9 protein-coding genes are annotated in these 18,513 nt (G+C 42.7%); 2 read left to right on the forward strand and 7 right to left on the reverse strand.

The window, feature by feature from the left end:
• Positions 1–73: 73 nt before the first annotated feature.
• The 7 genes from ACS8FB_RS01310 to ACS8FB_RS01340 form a co-directional block, all read right to left on the reverse strand.
• Positions 74–190: a DUF2474 domain-containing protein gene (locus tag ACS8FB_RS01310; protein ID WP_149031854.1), complete on the reverse strand. Its 117-nt coding sequence runs from the start codon at positions 188–190 to the stop codon at positions 74–76.
• 96 nt (positions 191–286) lie between these two features.
• Entirely contained in the window at positions 287–1,303 is a 1,017-nt protein-coding gene (gene cydB, locus ACS8FB_RS01315) for a cytochrome d ubiquinol oxidase subunit II (protein ID WP_439260655.1), read from the reverse strand.
• A complete protein-coding gene (locus ACS8FB_RS01320; RefSeq protein ID WP_420884167.1) occupies positions 1,303–2,811 on the reverse strand; it encodes a cytochrome ubiquinol oxidase subunit I in 1,509 nt (502 codons plus the stop codon). The genes cydB and ACS8FB_RS01320 overlap by 1 nt, the downstream gene beginning before the upstream one ends.
• A 382-nt stretch (positions 2,812–3,193) precedes the next feature.
• Entirely contained in the window at positions 3,194–5,650 is a 2,457-nt protein-coding gene (locus tag ACS8FB_RS01325) for an esterase/lipase family protein (RefSeq protein ID WP_439260656.1), read from the reverse strand.
• 335 nt (positions 5,651–5,985) lie between these two features.
• A complete protein-coding gene (locus ACS8FB_RS01330) occupies positions 5,986–7,095 on the reverse strand; it encodes a tetratricopeptide repeat protein (RefSeq protein ID WP_439260657.1) in 1,110 nt (369 codons plus the stop codon).
• 276 nt (positions 7,096–7,371) lie between these two features.
• Positions 7,372–8,010 (reverse strand): 2-polyprenyl-3-methyl-6-methoxy-1,4-benzoquinone monooxygenase, encoded by a 639-nt coding sequence (gene coq7 / locus ACS8FB_RS01335; protein WP_439260830.1) that lies wholly within the window; start codon positions 8,008–8,010, stop codon positions 7,372–7,374.
• Positions 8,011–8,186: 176 nt separating this feature from the next.
• Entirely contained in the window at positions 8,187–9,527 is a 1,341-nt protein-coding gene (locus ACS8FB_RS01340) for an MFS transporter (RefSeq protein WP_439260658.1), read from the reverse strand.
• Positions 9,528–9,872: 345 nt separating this feature from the next.
• Between ACS8FB_RS01340 and ACS8FB_RS01345 the strand changes: the two genes are divergently transcribed.
• Both ACS8FB_RS01345 and ACS8FB_RS01350 read left to right on the forward strand, forming a co-directional pair.
• Positions 9,873–13,310: an autotransporter assembly complex protein TamA gene (locus tag ACS8FB_RS01345; protein ID WP_439260659.1), complete on the forward strand. Its 3,438-nt coding sequence runs from the start codon at positions 9,873–9,875 to the stop codon at positions 13,308–13,310.
• Between the two features lie 121 nt (positions 13,311–13,431).
• Positions 13,432–18,426: a translocation/assembly module TamB domain-containing protein gene (locus tag ACS8FB_RS01350; RefSeq protein ID WP_439260660.1), complete on the forward strand. Its 4,995-nt coding sequence runs from the start codon at positions 13,432–13,434 to the stop codon at positions 18,424–18,426.
• The last annotated feature ends 87 nt before the right edge of the window (positions 18,427–18,513 follow it).

Genomic DNA, 18,513 nt, shown 5'->3' on the forward strand with positions numbered 1-18,513 from the left:
AAAAAACTGGATACATAAAAAAGCAGCGCTGATCATAAGATTAGCGCTGCTTTTTTATTACTTAGATAATAGTTTAAACGCCCATTGCCAATTTGATTAATTGAGCAATAGTGAAGATAACTAAAAAACCTGCCAGATATAGACCAATGAACCATGCCCACTGCGATTGTTTTTTACTGAGCTTTTTCATGGGAACCTCCCCATTTGCTTTTTGTTTGTGGCTGGTGTCATTTAACACGGCCGCCACAGTCATTCTAATTTATCCAATTCATACCATGATTAGTCATTAGTACATAGGATTGTGATCAGATTTTCCCTTAAAAGTATAATACGCAAAAGCGGTATAGCTTAAGATAATCGGTAGCATAATAACTGCACCAATCAGCATAAAGGAGAGCGAAGTGTCAGCCGCTGCTGCCTCATAAATCGTCATCTGATACGGGACTATATAAGGGAATATAGCAAAACAAACACCAATATAACCCATCAAAAATAGAGCAACCGTCAATAAAAATGGACGGTACTCGCGCTCAGTATTTAAGTCTTTACGCATTAAAAAGAATAGCAATACAACAATAAGTGGCATTGGCGCAAGATAGAGCAAGCCTGGGAAGCTAAACCAGCCTTCAAGTGCATCTATATCGGAGAAGAACATAGATACCGTGACGGCAATCATTGCGGCTACTAATGCCATTAACATCCAGCCGGAGACTTTACGCGCCCAAACCTGTAGTTTGTGTTCAGTTTTGATGATAAGCCAAGTAGAACCAAGTAGTGCATAACCAATAATAAGCGCAAATCCGCACATGATTGGGAATGGTGAGAACCAGTCAAAAGGTCCGCCCGTATACAAACGATTGCTTGCTTCTAATCCTTGCACCAAGGCACCGAGCATGATCCCTTGAGAGAAAGTGGCAATCACAGAACCTACAAAAAAGAAGGTATCCCAGACATGACGGCGTGAAGAGGCTTTAAAGCGAAACTCAAACGCAACCCCGCGCATAATGAGACCAAATAACATAGCGGTAACGGGCAGATATAGCCCAGTCATAATGATACCGTAAGCGACTGGGAAAGCGGCAAACAAGCCGCCACCGCCCAATACTAACCAGGTCTCATTACCATCCCAAAATGGGGCAATAGAGTTCATCATTCGGCTACGGTTTTTGTCCGAGCCTGCAAACGGGAATAAAATCCCGCAACCTAAATCAAAGCCATCAAGCAGTACATAGATAAAGACAGAAAGAGCAATGAGCCCGCCCCAAATCAAAGGTAAGTCTAATACATCGCCGTAGTTAAACATTAGCGCAACCCTCCGTCTTTTTCATCATTCGCTGGCGTATCAAGATCTTCTGTATCATCTTTCTTAGTGTTTTCAGAAGGATTACTATCACCACTCAATGTGCGACCTTGCCCTTCGGTAATAGAGTGCTCATAGAAGTTATCATCTGAAGGATCTTCATAAGGTTTTGGCCCTTGAGCAATTAAGCGTAAGATATAAAAACTACCCGCACCAAAAACAAAGATATACAGCACAATAAAGCCAATCAATGTCGTTGCCACTTGTTGGGCGGCAACGGGTGACATACTTTCAGCCGTACGTATCACCTCATATACCGTCCACGGTTGACGGCCTGTTTCAGTCACAAACCAGCCGGCGAGTAGTGCGACAAAACCAAGTGGCGTCATCATCATCCACGCACGGTGGAACCATTTACTCTTAGGATCAAATTGCTGCTTTTTGAAGTATTTGTAGAGACTAAACAATCCTACTAGAACCATCAACGTGCCAATACCCACCATGACGCGGAATGACCAAAATACAATCGGGACATAAGGTTGATCCTCTGGTGCCCAATTTTTAAGCCCTTTAACTTCACCATCCAACGAGTGAGTCAAAATCAAACCAGATAAATAAGGGATTTTAACTTCATAATGGTTTTTTTGTGCCTCTTGGTCTGGGATGCCAAATAGGACCAATGGCGCCCCGCGCTCATCTTCCCAAAGTCCTTCCATCGCTGCAACTTTAGCAGGTTGATGCTCAAGCGTATTTAGACCATGCATATCGCCAATCAATACCTGCGCTGGCGCAACAAAAATAGCCATCACCATTGCCATACCTAACATCACGCGACCATGTTTGCGATGTTCAGTATGTTTTTTGGATTGGATATAGTAGGCACCGATACCACCAATCACAAAGGCAGTGGTCAAGAACGCTGCTGTCATCATATGTGCGTAGCGGAACGGGAATGAGGGGTTAAAAATAACCTCAAGCCAGTTGGTCGGATAGAGCAAACCATCAGCACCAACCATAAAGCCTTGCGGTGTTTGCATAAAGCTGTTGGCCGCCAAAATCCAAAACCCTGAAATGAGCGTACCAACGGCTACAATCGCAGTTGAAGCGAAGTGCATACGCTTGCTCACGCGTCCCCAACCAAACAGCATGATACCAAGAAAAGAAGCTTCTAAGAAGAAGGCGGTCAGTACTTCGTAAGCTAGTAGAGGCCCCAAAACGTTGCCAGCTTTGTCTGAAAATACTGCCCAGTTGGTGCCAAACTGGTAGGACATGACCACGCCCGATACGACACCCATACCAAAAACGACGGCAAATATTTTTACCCAGTGCTTATAAACTTCTGCATAAATAGGCTCACCTGTTTTTAACCAGCGAAATTCAAGCACAGTTAAAAAGCTGGCAAGTCCGATAGAAAAGGCGGGAAAAACAATATGAAAAGAGATAACAAAAGCAAACTGGATACGCGCTAGCATCAGCGCGTCCATCTGATCGATCATAAACGTAGCGAACATAAACGGTTACCTTTACCTGTTAGCTGACTAGCGATGGCTTCCATGATACGCTCAAGTAACTGTCCGTAATCAGTGGTATAAACGTTACGGGCAATAGCCAAGTGTTATTTAGCTACAAACGACATTTAGCTAAGGACGTTTTATATAAAGATAGTTTATACAAATACTATTTAGCTGTAGTAGATAATCTATATCCTTATAAATTAAAGTCATTTGTCTGTAAAATACGTAAATCAATATGTATTAATGTGCATATATTATGCGCCACCCTAGGTATACACGCAAGCTGTGCATAGTAAGCGTTGTTAACCTAATGCCTACTCATCCGTCATTAATAGTTGCTAATAATAAAGATATATTTAACAATTGCTTATAACGGATATTACTGCTTCAAATGCTCGTGTAAGATGCGTCTTAACGTCAAAATAGTTTGCGGATTGGTTTGTATACTGTGACCACCACTGATAACGGTTTCAGAAGCCGCGCCTTTAAGGTGGGCGCTGGTGTAAGGCACGATACCATCGGATAGACGCTCAGTGAGTGCTTGGCTAATATCCTCATCCACCATCACTGCTGCGACGAGTGGCGCGCTTGGTATAGAAGATATATCAGTATCATCATTTGCATCGGGTTTTATCGCTTGGGATAAGTCTATCCTAGCTCCACCAGGCTGCATCTGTGCCAAACCTTGAGTGATATCTGTATCATTATTGGCAATAATTGAGTGGTAGGTAATGCGCTCATTCATCGTGATATCTTTGGTTAATTGAATAAATGAGGACTTGTTACTCAATTGACTGGCACCGTTTTGTAGATATAGCGCCCCTAAAGGGTTTTGTGCTAAATCGCCTTTAATTGCAAGGGTGGCTAAATTGTCAGTGACTGTTTTTATCAAACCTACCGGCAAGTACACAATACGGCGCAAAGCACGGGTAAACCAGCGATCTGCATAGTCAGTGCCTCTAAAGGGCGCGGACAAAAATACAGCAGTATCTACTTGTGGTAGTGCTTGTAACTCGAAACGCGTTTTTAGTTGCTGCTCGCCAAAAGATTGTTTAAGAGCGTCACGAATCTTACTTTTTTCACTAATAGAAAGCATGTTTTGGTCATCAAGCCTGTCTAGATCGTCCACTAAGTTATCGTCAGACAGCATCATACGAGAAATAAGAGCGCCCATACTATGACTGATAATGACGCTATTTTTACTGGCACGATTTTGTCCGTTAGGATCTGTTTGCTGATAAGTAGTTTCGAGTAATTTTTGAATCTGATAGCGGTTTTCTAAAATAGGCAGATTGGTCGGATAAAATATTTGCCATACTTGATAGTTGTCACGTAGCTTATCGTCATTGAATATATCGTTAGTTAGGTTGACCCAGGTGGCAGGACTAGAGGCCAAGCCATGTATCATAACGATGACACGCTTATTAGGATCATAGGGCTCAAGCATGAATAGCTTAGGTAGCGTTGCCTCTTGACGCCGCGTCAGTAAGTTTAAATATCCGACACCGTCGAGCTGGTTTTCTGCTAACCATAGACCATAACCTGCTGAAAAATTGGCAGCAAGTGGATAGTCATTGCCAAGAATATGGACGTTACTACTACGATAGGGGTTGTATAAGTGAATATCGAGCTGATTGCTACTAAGTACATCAAGGATGCTGTCACCAGCTGGTTTTATGAGACCTGTCATCAGTAAATGCCCAGTAGGATAAATACGTGTACTTACTGCGCTATCATCCATGCTGCCATTATTTATCGTTTTAGATAGTTTGCCTGATAGTGATGATTCTAGTAGCTGACGAATGGTGGTAGTATAACGGTCATCCAATGATGCCACCAAACCAATGCCCAAACCTGGACGCTTGCTGACAGAGTTCAGACCCGATAGACGCAACTCATAAGTTGAGGTTAAATCGGCAAGGGCAGATGACTGCTTATGAGCATTTTGCAAGTAGGTATTTTCGTTCGGTAGATAGACGTTAAGATCATAATTATCAACTTCAATATTCATGATTTTGATTTGATCGGTGGGTTTACCACGTAACGGTGCTCGATTGGCGATTGCCGCTTTATTACCATTATCAATAGTAGTACTGGGTGGCAGATAGTTTATTTTTGTACCGCCAATTAGGTTATTTGAGCTGTCTGTTGATCTGTATAGCTGTGTAACGACGCTATTGGTAGCAGCATTATAGATATCTTGGGTTTGGATATCGATATCGGTTGGGATGCGGTTTGGCTGACGCGCGACAGCCTTATCCGAATTAGCCTCTTCAAAATCATGGGTTAGGCTGTCGTAAAACAGATAAGTATAGCTAAGTTTAATGGCGTCAAAAAGCCGCGCTTGATAGCTATTGACACAAGTTTCGGTATTTCGCTGTTGGGTATCAGCTTCCTCGGCTGATAAAGGAGCATTGGCATAATAAGGGTCAAGAGGTGGCCGTGCCAAAGCCTGCTGGCATTCATTTAAATTAGCAAGTTGACGAGCTTTGGCATAGTGAAGCTCAGCGTAGACAGCAAGCGCTGATCTATAGTGTTCGTCGAGCATGCTATCAGTGAGCTGTGCTAGACATCGATCAAAATACTGCATGCAAGCCTGCTCATTGAGGCCAGCGGACAGTAATGTTGAGGAAGTAGCGGTACTAAGTTTGTTATCAGTGACGATACTACCACGCTGAGTATTGATAGTTTTTGCCTGAGTTTGTTTATTGACTGAGACTGTACTACAAGCAGGCACTAGCACCAAAGTCGCTGCTAGTGCTACTGGCGCTGTGATAGCCATTGGCTTTTTCTTAATGTAGGCTGCTGTAATCGCAGTAAGAGAGGCAAATGACATGGCAGACCTTAGTAGATAAATTATATAAATATAGATTTTCCATCAGTGCTTTATTAAAAACACTCATATAGTGTTGAGTCTAGCGCAACTTGTGCGTTTACACTATATGGATTAATGCTTAAATTTTGATTGTTGAGCAGTGTGCTTTAAAAAACAATGCTGAAGACAGATAGTCTTCTATAATAGATAGGTCAATCCATAAAAAAGCACGTTCGCTTTATTATTGACATGATATCAATATAAAACAAACGTGCTTAACGGACAGCTAATTATTGAGGCAACGCTTCAATTAACAATACAAATGAGCGGTATCCCATTCACTTATAGCAATAAACCTAGGTAATAGGGGTATTTGGTTTAACGTCGATGTCAGGTGCAGGCAAATCCCAAATGTAGTATTTACCATCTTCAATCAGTTTAATCTGTTGACGAATGATTGAGTTATCCGGTACTTGTTGTTCAAGACGGCGCAAGCGATCTAAGGCTTCATTACGGCGATCACTCAACAAATCAGACTGCGCTAAGCTTTGTTCAGCTTCGGTATAGCCAAGCTCAACAGCTTTGTCCAGATACTTTTTACCTTCTTTAAACCCGCCACCTTCTGATAGCATCATGCCATACAAAAAGTTGGCTTCTCCACTATCTGGCTTGGCTTTGATAGCGCGATCTACGTATTGACCAGCACGAACTGCATACTCTGAGCCTAAGTCTAGGTTGCGACCCATACCGTTAAGTTTGGCAGCACGCAATAGAACATCAAAGGAAGCGTCAGGCTCGCTGGCATAAGGTTCGATCCACTCAGTCAATACTTTGATTTTTTCACGCGTGTAGTGACGTTGTGAGCGATTAGGGAAGTTTGGTGGATAGTGGCGTGCGTTGGGCGAGACGTCTTCAATAAAGTCATCAAGTAAGCTGACATCCAGCTTGTCTGTACCAAGGCCCGTTTTTTGTGAAATCAATAGTGTTGGGACAAAACTAATATCTGAGACACGAACTTGCGGCGTTGGTATGCTGTTTAGCTGGCCTGCACTGATATCGATACCGGTGCTGGTAATAGGGCCATGTTGATAGACCTGTGTGGTACCAGTAGGTTTCGGTGCTACAGGGACTACAGGCGTATATGGCGTTTGTTGAGTCGGTGCAGTTGCGCGGTTTTGCTGAGTAGCATCTTGCTCTGTTGTTTGTTCAGCGGCTTTTGCATCGGATGGACTCAATGGAGCGTTACTAGATTGGGCGTTACTAATCGTTGCATTTGGCTGTGCGCGGCGAATAATACGTTTGCTTGAGTCAATGGCGCTAGGTGCATTGGCGCTAACAGCAGGTGCAGCAGCTGTATCAGGCGTTGCCGCTAGCGCGGGCGCTGACAGCATCAAAGTACATGCCGCTGCTAAAGCAGTTAAAGCAGCTGATTTATTATGTTTGATGGGGCTTATGGGTTGGCTCATGGCAATCGTTACCTTGGTTATTGATAAATTATTTTTGATAAGTAATGTCTATATAATGAACATATATAGTGAATACTGGTTGGTTAAGAACTGTACAAATTTTTTATACCCTATCAAATTAGCATAAATCCTCTCAATAGTAGGATTGTTAAAAACCCTACAGATTAGCTTCAATCATCAAAATCATAAGGGACTCAATATATTAAAACCTTTTATCAAAGTACAGGTTTTAGTGGGCTGCTTTAACGAGAAAGTATATCGGGCAGTGTTGCCAAACTATAAATGATAGGCTGTGGCTTTCATACGATTGGCCATCCAACGCATGGTACGGCGAACAGGGGGCGATAATGCTGCACCGCCACTATTAATCGCCAGCTCTCGATGATGTAGCTCTTCGATATCCATTTGTGCCAGTATGGCGCGTGAACGCTGGTCTTGTGCTGGTAGCTGTTCGATATGATCTTGTAAATGCTCACTAACTTGAGCTTCAGTTTCAGCGACAAAGCCTAAGCTAAACTCGTTTGAGATAGCACCAGCAACGGCACCCAAACCAAAAGACATACCATACCATAATGGCGTAAAAATACTGGGATGGCTGCCCAGCTCTTGCAAACGAGTCTCACACCATACTAAGTGATCTACTTCTTCTTCAGCCGATTGCTGCATGGCTTGTTTTACGCCATCATCTTTTGCACTAAACGCTTGCCCGTGATATAGACCTTGCGCGCATACCTCACCAGTATGGTTGATGCGCATAAGACCTGCCACGTGCCGCGATTCTGTAATACTTAGCTCAGGAATCGTATCATCATTGACCGGTAATGGACGAGTACTGGGGTTGGAGTGTGGAACGACTGCCCGTAGCGCCTTATCAACGCCAAGAAGCAAATTGTCTATCTTAGATAACGAACGCAGTGCCATAATTAGCTCCTGATATAACTTTGTGTCGGTATTGGCTTATGTAAATCGTAAAAATAATCTTTCATCACTATAGCAAACAATCTCAATTATCGGCATCAAAATTCGTGCTATGACATGATTATAATTCAACGAATCCCTTGTATATTATTGATGAAAACTGCCATGCTACATTAGCTTTCACTGCTGGGTAGTTCATCATAAGTCTGCATAACGGCTTGCCCAACATGCTTGTTAAGCTTGATATATAAAAACACGCCGAAGATGATATTGAGTAGGCCTGTGACCAAAAATAACTGTGGCAGTGACAGATTGAGACTGTTTAATACCACGATAGCAAATATAGCCGAGGTAACCATAAATATAGCATTGAAGATATTATTGGCACCTACGATACGTGCACGATGACTTTTGGGCGCATAAGCCTGCATAGAGGCATAGAGGGGCACAATATACAAACCACCACTAAACCCTAAAAAGAATAAATCAGCAAATACCCGTAAGCTACCGCCTCTACCAAATACATCGCTAATCCCTAAGAGAGTGTTCGAACTCAAATCGTTATTTAGCCCTGATAACGAAAAATAAAGGTCAATAGCAAAGATACTGAGTCCTGCGATGCCAAAAGGCAACAGTCGCAAGCTCACTTGATTTTTCGTCAAACTTTTACACAGTAAAGAACCAATAGACACGCCAACAGAGAAGAGAGTCAATAGAAAAATAACGACAGACTCATCACCCTGTAAGATGACTTTGCTAAATTCAGGCGTCTGAGTCAAAAACGTTGCCCCATAAAACCAAAACCAGCTATTGCCTAGAATCACAAAGAACAAAAAAGGCAAAGAATACAAGTAACGTACCGTGGCTATGCTAGTGGTAAAAACATTCCAATTAATAGTCAGATTGGGCTGCATCGCTGGCGTCATAGGAATAAAGCGCGCTGCCATATAGCCTAATAATGCTACAACTACAACCGTTGCGCTAATCCAATATAGTGACTGTGGCAGCTGCGTTAATACTCCAGCGACTATCATGCCGAGTAAAATAGCAAGAGAAGTACCCATCTGAAACAAACCATTAGCCCCGACAAGCTCGTCTTTTTGCATTGCTTGTGGCAGATAAGCATATTTAATCGGACCAAAAAAGGTAGAATGCGTACCCATTAAAAACAGCGCTACAAATAGCAGAGCATACCATTCAAACACAAAGCCTATAGCCGCCACTGTCATAATGACCAGCTCAAGCAGCTTAACAAAGCGGGTGAGTTTCGACTTTTCAAACTTATCTGCAATCTGTCCCGCCAAGGCAGAAAATAAAAAATAAGGCAAAATAAACAGCATGGCGGCTAAATTATTCAAGATGCTCACTTCCACGCCGATTTGACTGGCGGCAGTATAGGTCAAAACTAAAATCAGTGCTTGTTTAAAAATATTGTCATTAAAAGCACCCAAAAACTGGGTAAAAAACATAGCGTTAAAGCGACGACGCTTAAATAATTGAAACTGATTTGCCATGTGGACTCCTACAAGTGGCTAGCGTCTGGTGCATAGAGTGAACTAAATACAGGCAGCATAAGGTATTTGTATGCTATATAATTGTGATTATTATCAAAAACTTATTGAAATATAGGATAGGTTGATGGTTTTTAGACCGTATAATAGCAAGGCTTTGCTATAAATACATGTGCTAGATGCTATGATTTGATAATTAACTAAGCTATGATTTGTAAGCTTGACATAGTGGTGTCAAAGTTGATTACCAGTATCACTAATATTAAATATGATAAGTACATTCACCGGTTAGTGCAGGCGGTAGTCATCGTCAGTATAGTATGCCGCGTGAAGTGATAGGAAATAAGTATGATAAGACATCAGCCTTTAACGCAGTCGCGCAGCTATTTTACCCGCTCAACGCTTTTTACCGCGTTAGCAAGTGCGTTAGTCGGCTTTGGTGTGGCAACTCCTGCCTTTGGTGCAGATGACGTTGATACCAGTAGCGAAGCATCAGCCAAGCTTTCAAGCTTGTCCAAATATAATGCGCTAATGACTGATCAAGAGACTGAGCTTGATGCAGCTTTAGATGCGCTACGCCTAAAAAAAGCAGTAGAGCAAGGTGTCATCGATGAGTCAGTATTAGAAGATTATAGTGAGCAAACATTAAAAGGCGAGTCAAAAAACTCTCTATCGACCAAACCTATCAATAGTAAGACGACCGACTCAGACAATATTGAAAAAAGTTCAACCAGCACACGTGATGATAATTTATTAGAGCAGGCAGCCACAGTACAGCAGCAAGGCTATCAGATGATGACGCCTGAACAAATTGATCGTGAGCTTGCGGCGGTAGAGGCGAAAAACAATCAAGACAATACGTTAGGCGACAATAGTCAGAACAGTGATGGCGATTTTGATAAACCGGTAGCGACTTTGGATAGCCGTGATACGCCCATCGGCTTGGATCCAAGTCTAGATGCAGCAAGCTTACCAGCACCGACCAATCTTGATACTCTTGGACGACTAGAAAGTAAGAATGAGAATGCTGAATCTGATGAGATTATGTCACGCCCGATTGAGGTTAGTGATGCAGTCAGTAGCAATGGTGTAGATAGTAGCCAACAGAGTCCTGTACAGACGCTTGCGCAGCAAGAACGTGATCCAGTAACAGGTACTGACGATACTATAGCTGATACTAAGGCTGATGCAAGTACGGGTAAGCTGCCTATAGTAGATGAAACGATAGAGCAGTCAGGCGAGCAAACAGAAGCTTTAAACCCTGATGATTATTTACCTGACTATCAAGTAGCAACAGAAACTCAAGCAGTGACCGATAGCATCGTACAAGCATCCAAACCTAGCTCACGGGCACGTAATAGTAGCAACATTGTTAAACGCTTATATAGTCGTTTGTTTAATGGAGGCGCCATGGCTCTACCACATGTAGAAACCAGCGTTTATTTACAGCAGACAGATGGTAGTAGCGCTGAAAATACAGACGATACGCAGCCAAAACTTATCAAAGCTGATGAAGATAGCCAACCGATTAACAATATTAAAGCTGCGCTTGATGATACAACTGTACAATCTGTTGCTGATTTTACCGCAGCTTTACCACGTTTGCGCCAGACTGCTTTAGATGCTGCGCAAGCAGTAGGCTATTACGACGTTACCTTACGTTTACGCCAACCAACCGTTGATACCATTGACGTCATTATTGAAAAACTTGGTGAGCCAGTACGTGTCGATAGCCGCGTCGTAGATATTCGCGGTCAAGGTATTGAGCAGCCTGAGTTTAAAACCCTTGAAACAAGTATGTTACCGCAAGAAGGAGATGTCTTTAATCACCGCGTTTATAAAAATAGTAAGGCGGCACTTGAAGCATTAAGTGATACATATGGTTATTTTGATCAATACTGGTTAAATAAATCAGTTGATATTATCTTGCCAGACAATACAGCTGATGTCTCACTGGTCTATAACACAGGCGATCGTTATCAATTTGATGATGTGGTATTTTTTACCTATGATGAGGAGACAGGAACGCTTACTACCGACCCTGAAAAGCTACCAGTAGAGACCTCATTATTAAAGCAGATGTATGACTTCGAAGCAGGCGATCCGTTCTATCGTCCTGATATCACCAAACTTGGTAATGATTTATCAGCGACTCGTTATTTTAACACCGTCAATGTTGAGACAATATTGCCACCAGATGATATGAGCGAAAACAGCACGTTAGCTTTCGATAATACGCCGATAACTGCTGATAATAATGGCGTTATTGATGGCGATGTCGACAATGCTATTAACGATATCGATGCGTCTAATAATGACAATATTGATGATTCGATAATAAATGCCAACAATACTAAAGCTGCCTCTGGCATTGCAGACGATAGTAATGATGTCGATGTCAGTAGTACCGATATTGATAGGGCTGACAATACTACTGATAGCATTGAGACCAACAACGGCGCTACTGTAGATGCAATAGATGTGGCTCCCATCGAATTTGAAGTTGACCAAGAAACACAAGACAAGTTATCGGCTATCAAAAGTAAGGCAGATCGGTTAAGCGGGTTACCAAATAATCGGGTGCTCGACGAAAAAACACAAGAAGCTGATAATCTTTTAGGCAAAATTAGCGACTCTATAAGCAAAGTCGCCAAAAAAATCTTCCCTGATGATGAAAGTATATTGGACGAAGATTTTGTACCGCCAACCCTTGCAGGACGTAAAACCCCAGTAGAGGTTCAAGAAAGCAAAAAAGTCCCTTTGTATGTTTTTGTCTCTGCTGATAAACCGCGTGATGCGCAAGTCGGTATCGGTTATGGTACAGATACGGATGTACGAGCGACTGCTAAAATCGACTATAACTTAATTAATCGTAAAGGCTATCAAGCAGGGGTAGAGACTGAGGTGTCTCGGATCAATAAAAATATCGGTGTCTATGCCAGTCGACCATGGAAGCATCCGCTCAACGACAAGCTAGAGGGACGTCTCACTTATGAAGAGGAGGTGATTGATCAAGGTGAAGGTAACTTTGATTTGTCAACCAAAACTCTGAAAGCTGGATTGGCCCGTAATATTCGCCGTGAAAATGGTTGGAATCGTAGTTACTCTGTACGTTATCGTTTAGATGAGCTGGAGACTGGCGTTGATGATACTGAGTTGGATGATCTACCCATACGTTTTACATCCTCTAAACCTAAGCAAAAGGCACTATTATTTGGTTACGGCGTCAATAAAACGGACGTTGACAGTGTGACCAATCCAACGCGTGGTATACGTCAGTACTATGGTATTGAGGCGGGCGCAGATAAAGCGCTTAGCGATACCGATTTGGCTATAGTTAGTGCAGGTGTCAGTGGTGTCTATAGCTTTGGTGATGACAATAAGCATCAAGTGCTTGGAAGCGTCAATACAGGCTACATATGGGCAGATGACTTTTATGAAGTACCCTATAAATTGCGCTTTTTCGCTGGTGGGGATCAAAGCATTCGTGGCTACGATTATGAAAGCTTGTCTCCGCTAGAAAATGGTTATCTAACTGGTGGACAAATACTAGCAGTCGGTAGTGCTGAGTATAATTATGAATTTATTCCAGGCTTTCGCGGTGCAGTATTTACCGATGTGGGTAATGCTTATGACAAAGATTTTGAGACTGAAACCAAGGTTGGCGTTGGGGTCGGTGTTCGCTGGGCCTCACCTGTGGGTGTCGTACGCGTAGATGTAGCCGCAGGCGTGACAGAAGATAGTGTTCCAGTTAGACTACACTTCTTTATTGGCTCGCCACTCTAGTAAAAATTATAGACTTGACTATATGTAGATGATTGAGTTTATTAAAGTAGAAAAGTCTATGAGCCATTTTTATCTATCCTACCGATTGCTGGTAAATAATCTTTTAACGTAGTTGAGTATCATGTTGAACAAAAAGACCCCGCCCAAACGTTCACCCGATGAAGATCCAGCTCAAAGAGATGCTCGTGCAGTAAAGCGCTGGTATCCACTGTCCTTTGTATTCAAATTATTAGTATTGATACTTGTCGTTCTACTGCCTATGTTTGCAGTATTCTTTTATATGATGGGCACAGAGTCAGGGACGAGGTTTGTCTTAGAAAAGGTCAGTGCAGAAACAGGCATTAAACTTACATACGGCAAAGGCAATTTGCGAGATGGTATCTGGGTCACAGATATAGATATCAAAGCGACTGAAGATCTTGAGGTTTCGGTAGACAAAGCATACGTTAAGGTAGGCTGGCGCGCTGTCTTTTCTAAAGAAGTACACCTTCGAGATGCTGATATCCAGCGCATAGAAATCATCAATAATAAACCACCAACTGGTGAGCCATTTGATTATAAAACACTCAAGTTACCAGTCAATCTACGCTTTGATCAAGCTAAAATAAAAAACATTGTTTATAAACAAATCACCAAAGATCCTATCGTGGTACATGATATTAGTGCTCGAGATTTAACGTGGGTAGGGAGTGAAGTCACCATTGGTCGCGGCGATTTGCGTTATGCAGATATTGTAAAAATCAATGCATTACAGGGCAACATAGATTTACAAGGCGACTATCCATTGGACCTCAGTGCCATCGCTGAAGTCAGTGCTTTAGAAAAAGCGTATATCGATCCCCTAAACATTACAGCGACAGGTAGCTTAAAGCGTACTGTAGGTAAGGTGCGTAGTCGTTATAATGAAGGGGATGTCCGAGGTGAGTTTGTCGTACAAGGTCTCGATAATGATGCGCCTTTTCAAGCCAAATTACAGTGGGATGATGTTCTCATTCCTTACGCAGATGCCCAAAACATTCATCTAAAAAGTGGTACTGCTACGGCAAATGGGGTCATCTCTGAGATACGTTTGCGTATTAATACTGAGTTAACTGCCAAAGATATCCCTTCAGGACATTATCAGGGTCGCGCTATCATCGCCAATAGCCAAATGCATGTCGATCGTCTAGACGCTAATGTTCCAGCTGGACATTTAATATTACAAGGTATTTTGGATTGGAAAAATAGCTTTGATGCAAAAGTGCGAGCGACAGGTAGTAATTTTGATGTTCGCCGCGCCATTCCTGATGAGTATACTGACTTTAAGGCGTATGCACCGCAAAAGCTTAATGGTCGACTATCGGTGCATTATCAACAACAAAATAGTGTTGGTAATACGCAGATTGATGCAGACTTGCGTCAGCGTGATGGTGAGCACATCAATGCCAATATAGTACGTGGTAAGACTTCATTAAAGTCTAAACAGGTGGCTCCTTGGTATATCAATGCCAATTGGCAAAACCTTATTCGCAATAATGTCCCTAATATCGGTAATATTAACAGTCCAAATGGACAAGCCGATGTCATTGTGCGCGGTGCACGTTTGTCTGTTGATGCCAATGCCCTTATCAATGAGTTAAACGCAGCCCCTAAAGGCAATTATGATGTCAAAATTCGTAAGAATGGCGATGTCATTGATATAAATAGTCTCAACTATAAAGGCATCGTTGGTGATTTATCGGGTAATGGGCAAATACAGCTAGCAACTAAGCGCCGACCTTTGACGTGGCAGATAGACGCGCGCACTAATGGCTTACTACCCAAACAATATCGTAACGATTTACCACTTGAGCGTCTAACAGGCCGCCTCAACGCCAGTGGTCGTTTGCTAGATATCACCAAAAACGGTGTCAAAGGTCAGCGGCATATTATTAATCTCAGTAATACGGATCTAGAAGCTCAGCTTGATGCCACACAAGAGGGTCGTGACATTGGTATAGCAGGGACGGGTGACGCAAGCATTGATCTCGTTGGAGGTGAGCTGTCGGTTTTCGATGCACGTTTTGATGGTCAGCTCAATACTGCTGATGTTCCTGATGGTCGACTATCTATTGATGCCGCTGGTACACCAAAGCTAATCAATGTGCGTAAGTTGGATTATACTGGTGAGGCAGGCGCTGTTAATGTAAAAGGTGTGCTTGATCTGCGCCAAGATATTGGCTGGACAGTAAACGGCCGCTTTAATAATTTTGATTTGGGTTATTTTTTACCGAATAATCCAGCTATTCTTTCCGGTGATTTGAACACCAGTGGGCAGTGGCAATCTGCGTCCAAAAACCATCCTGATGAAAAGGGTAAACTACAACGTTTTGCTGTAAATTTCGATGGGATGCTAGATGCCAAACAGCTACCTGCTGGTAAACTGACCATTGATGCCAATGGGGACTCGCAGCTCATCCGTATCAAGCGTTTTCGTCATATAGGCACAGCAGGTAGTATTGACGCCCAAGGCTCAGTCGATGTGAGCAAAGGGGTTGCTTGGGATATTAGTGCGGTGATGGATCGCTTTAATCTAGGTTACTTCCTAAAAGATACACCGAGTACGATTACGGGCAATATAAAAACGGATGGTAGCTGGCGTAAAGCACAGCAGATTATCAACCTAACACAAATCGATCTAAACGGTACTCTAAAAGGTCAGCCTTTGAGTGCTAAAGGGAGCTTAGCGGCTAAATTAAACTTACCTGAAGATCTGACCAACTATTTTGAGCGTTTAAAAGCCCAAGACGTTGAGTCTCAATATCAGCAGGTCAATGCTCTCATCGATAACCTGAATGCAAATAACTTAGTACTACGATGGGGCGACAACTACCTGACGGCTGATGGTAATGCCAAGCAGTTGCAAACAAAAATCAATATCACTAGTCTCGATCAACTCTCAGATAAGCTGACGGGCAAAGTCACTGGCGGTGCGACCTTGTCACAGCCAGCAGGCCAGGCGTTGCCAACGATCTACGTAGATTTGGTCGGTGAGCGTATTGTGTTGCCTGGATTTATCTTACGTGAAGGCCGTGTACGCGGTAAACTTGTGAATTTAGCCAATAGTCCTAGTCAACTGATTATTAGTGCAGAAGGTTTAGATGCAGCTGGGCAAAGTTTTAAGAACATCGATGCCTCGTTTAGTGGTACTGAGCAAAGTCATGTCGTTAACCTTAAGATGGCTAATGAGAAGCTAAATATCTCAACACGATTAAAAGGTGGTTTTAATCGTGACCAGTTGAGTTGGTCAGGGGTGATAGGTAAAGGACGTGTCCAGTCGCAATATGCAACCTTAAACCAGTTACAACCTGCACAGGCTATTGTAAATTTACCAAAACCACAGAATAGTGGCAAAACTGATCTAAAAGTACAGTTAGCAGCACACTGCTGGCAAGCAGAGGATCAGACTGGCAAATTATGTTTGCGCGAAAACCTTATAGCTTCAGCTGCTGGTGGTAATGTTAATTTGGCTTTACAAAAGCTTGATACATCACTGTTTTCAGTGTTCTTACCCAAAGATATTGATTGGCATGGTCAAATTAATGGCAAAGCTATTGTCGGCTGGCAACGTGGCAAACCGCCTACCATCAATACAACGCTATATTCTGACAATGGCAAAATAGGTCTGATTCAAGATGGTGATGCTGCACCTGTAACCATCCCTTATGAGCGTATATCACTCATCGCATTATCAGTTCCTGAAGGATTAAAACTGCGTGCAGATGTCAATACTGGTAACGGTGCTCGCGGTTACGCTGAAGCCATCGTAGATCCGTACAAAGCGCCTAAACCAATATCAGGGGCATTAGTACTTAACGAATTTAATCTGGCTATCTTAAAGCCGTTTTTCCCAGGAATGCGCGTATTAGAAGGTAATATTACGATGGCAGGCGGCATTGGCGGCACCTTAACCAAGCCCCAGTTTTATGGCGATGTAAAACTTGCTAATGGTCGTGTTGCGATGCTTGACCTACCAGTCAATTTATCCAAAATAAACGCTACAGCAAAAATCCGCGGGACAGAAGCAGCTATTGACGGTAAGTTTAATAGTGGTACAGGTACAGGTACCTTGATTGGAACCATCAATTGGCAACAAGAGCTGCAAGCCAAACTGAGTATTGTTGGTGAAAGATTGGTGTTAACGCAGCCACCATTATTATTGGCTGAGGTCAATCCTGATATCGATATTATCGTGCGACCAGGCGATCGCTACGTTAACATTGAAGGTGCAGTTAGCGTACCATCAGCGACGATTCGTCCTCCTGAAGCGAGTGAAGATATTATCACCCAAACTGAAGATGCAGTGGTGATCGATAGACGTTTAATTGGTAATATCGATGACGTTTTAGCAATATCAAAACCTTGGTCGATTAACGCTGATATTGGTATTGATTTGGGTGATGATATTAACTTCCGTGGCTTTGGTGCTGTCATTCCTTTGGCAGGTGCTCTCAATATCAGTCAAAATGGTACTGGTGTCATGCGCGCTAAAGGGGTCGTTCAAGTATCCCGCCGTACCAGTATCGATGCGTTTGGACAGAATTTAGAGCTAAATTATGGACAGATACGCTTTAATGGCGATGTGATGAAGCCCAATTTGAGTATCGAGGCTGTAAAAATAATTGATGATAAAACAGTCGGCGTACGTGTGACAGGCAACACTGAAAACCCAAATATCGTTGTCTTTAACAATGCAGGCTTGACGCAACAACAAGCGATGAATGCTCTAGTGACCGGTCGTATCGACGATGGTGAAGCAACTCAAGTTAGTGAACAAGGATTTAAGTCACAGGTCACTAATAGTCTGGCGGCAGCTGGTCTCAACTTTGGCTTGACTGGTACACGAAGCTTGACCAATCAAATTGGGCAAGCTTTTGGTTTGCAGAGTCTAACTGTGGATGCTTCAGGTAACAGTGAAGATACTAATGTTAATGTCACAGGTTACGTCACTCCTGATTTATACATTCGTTATGGGGTTGGCGTATTTAACGCGGAAAACAGCTTGTCTATTCGTTATCAATTGACACGCCGTATTTATGTCGAGGCGACCTCTGCGGCTGAAAATGCTGTAGATGTGGTCTATAGCTGGCAGTTTTAAATTGTACTCATTGCGCTATTTTAGGGATGACTGTGGTTGTCGACTATGATAAAGGCTGCTATCAATAGCCAGTGTTGATTATCTTCC

It is taken from the genome of Psychrobacter sp. 1U1, from assembly GCF_051847535.1.
In the GTDB taxonomy this organism is placed as follows: Bacteria; Pseudomonadota; Gammaproteobacteria; order Pseudomonadales; family Moraxellaceae; genus Psychrobacter; species Psychrobacter saeujeotis.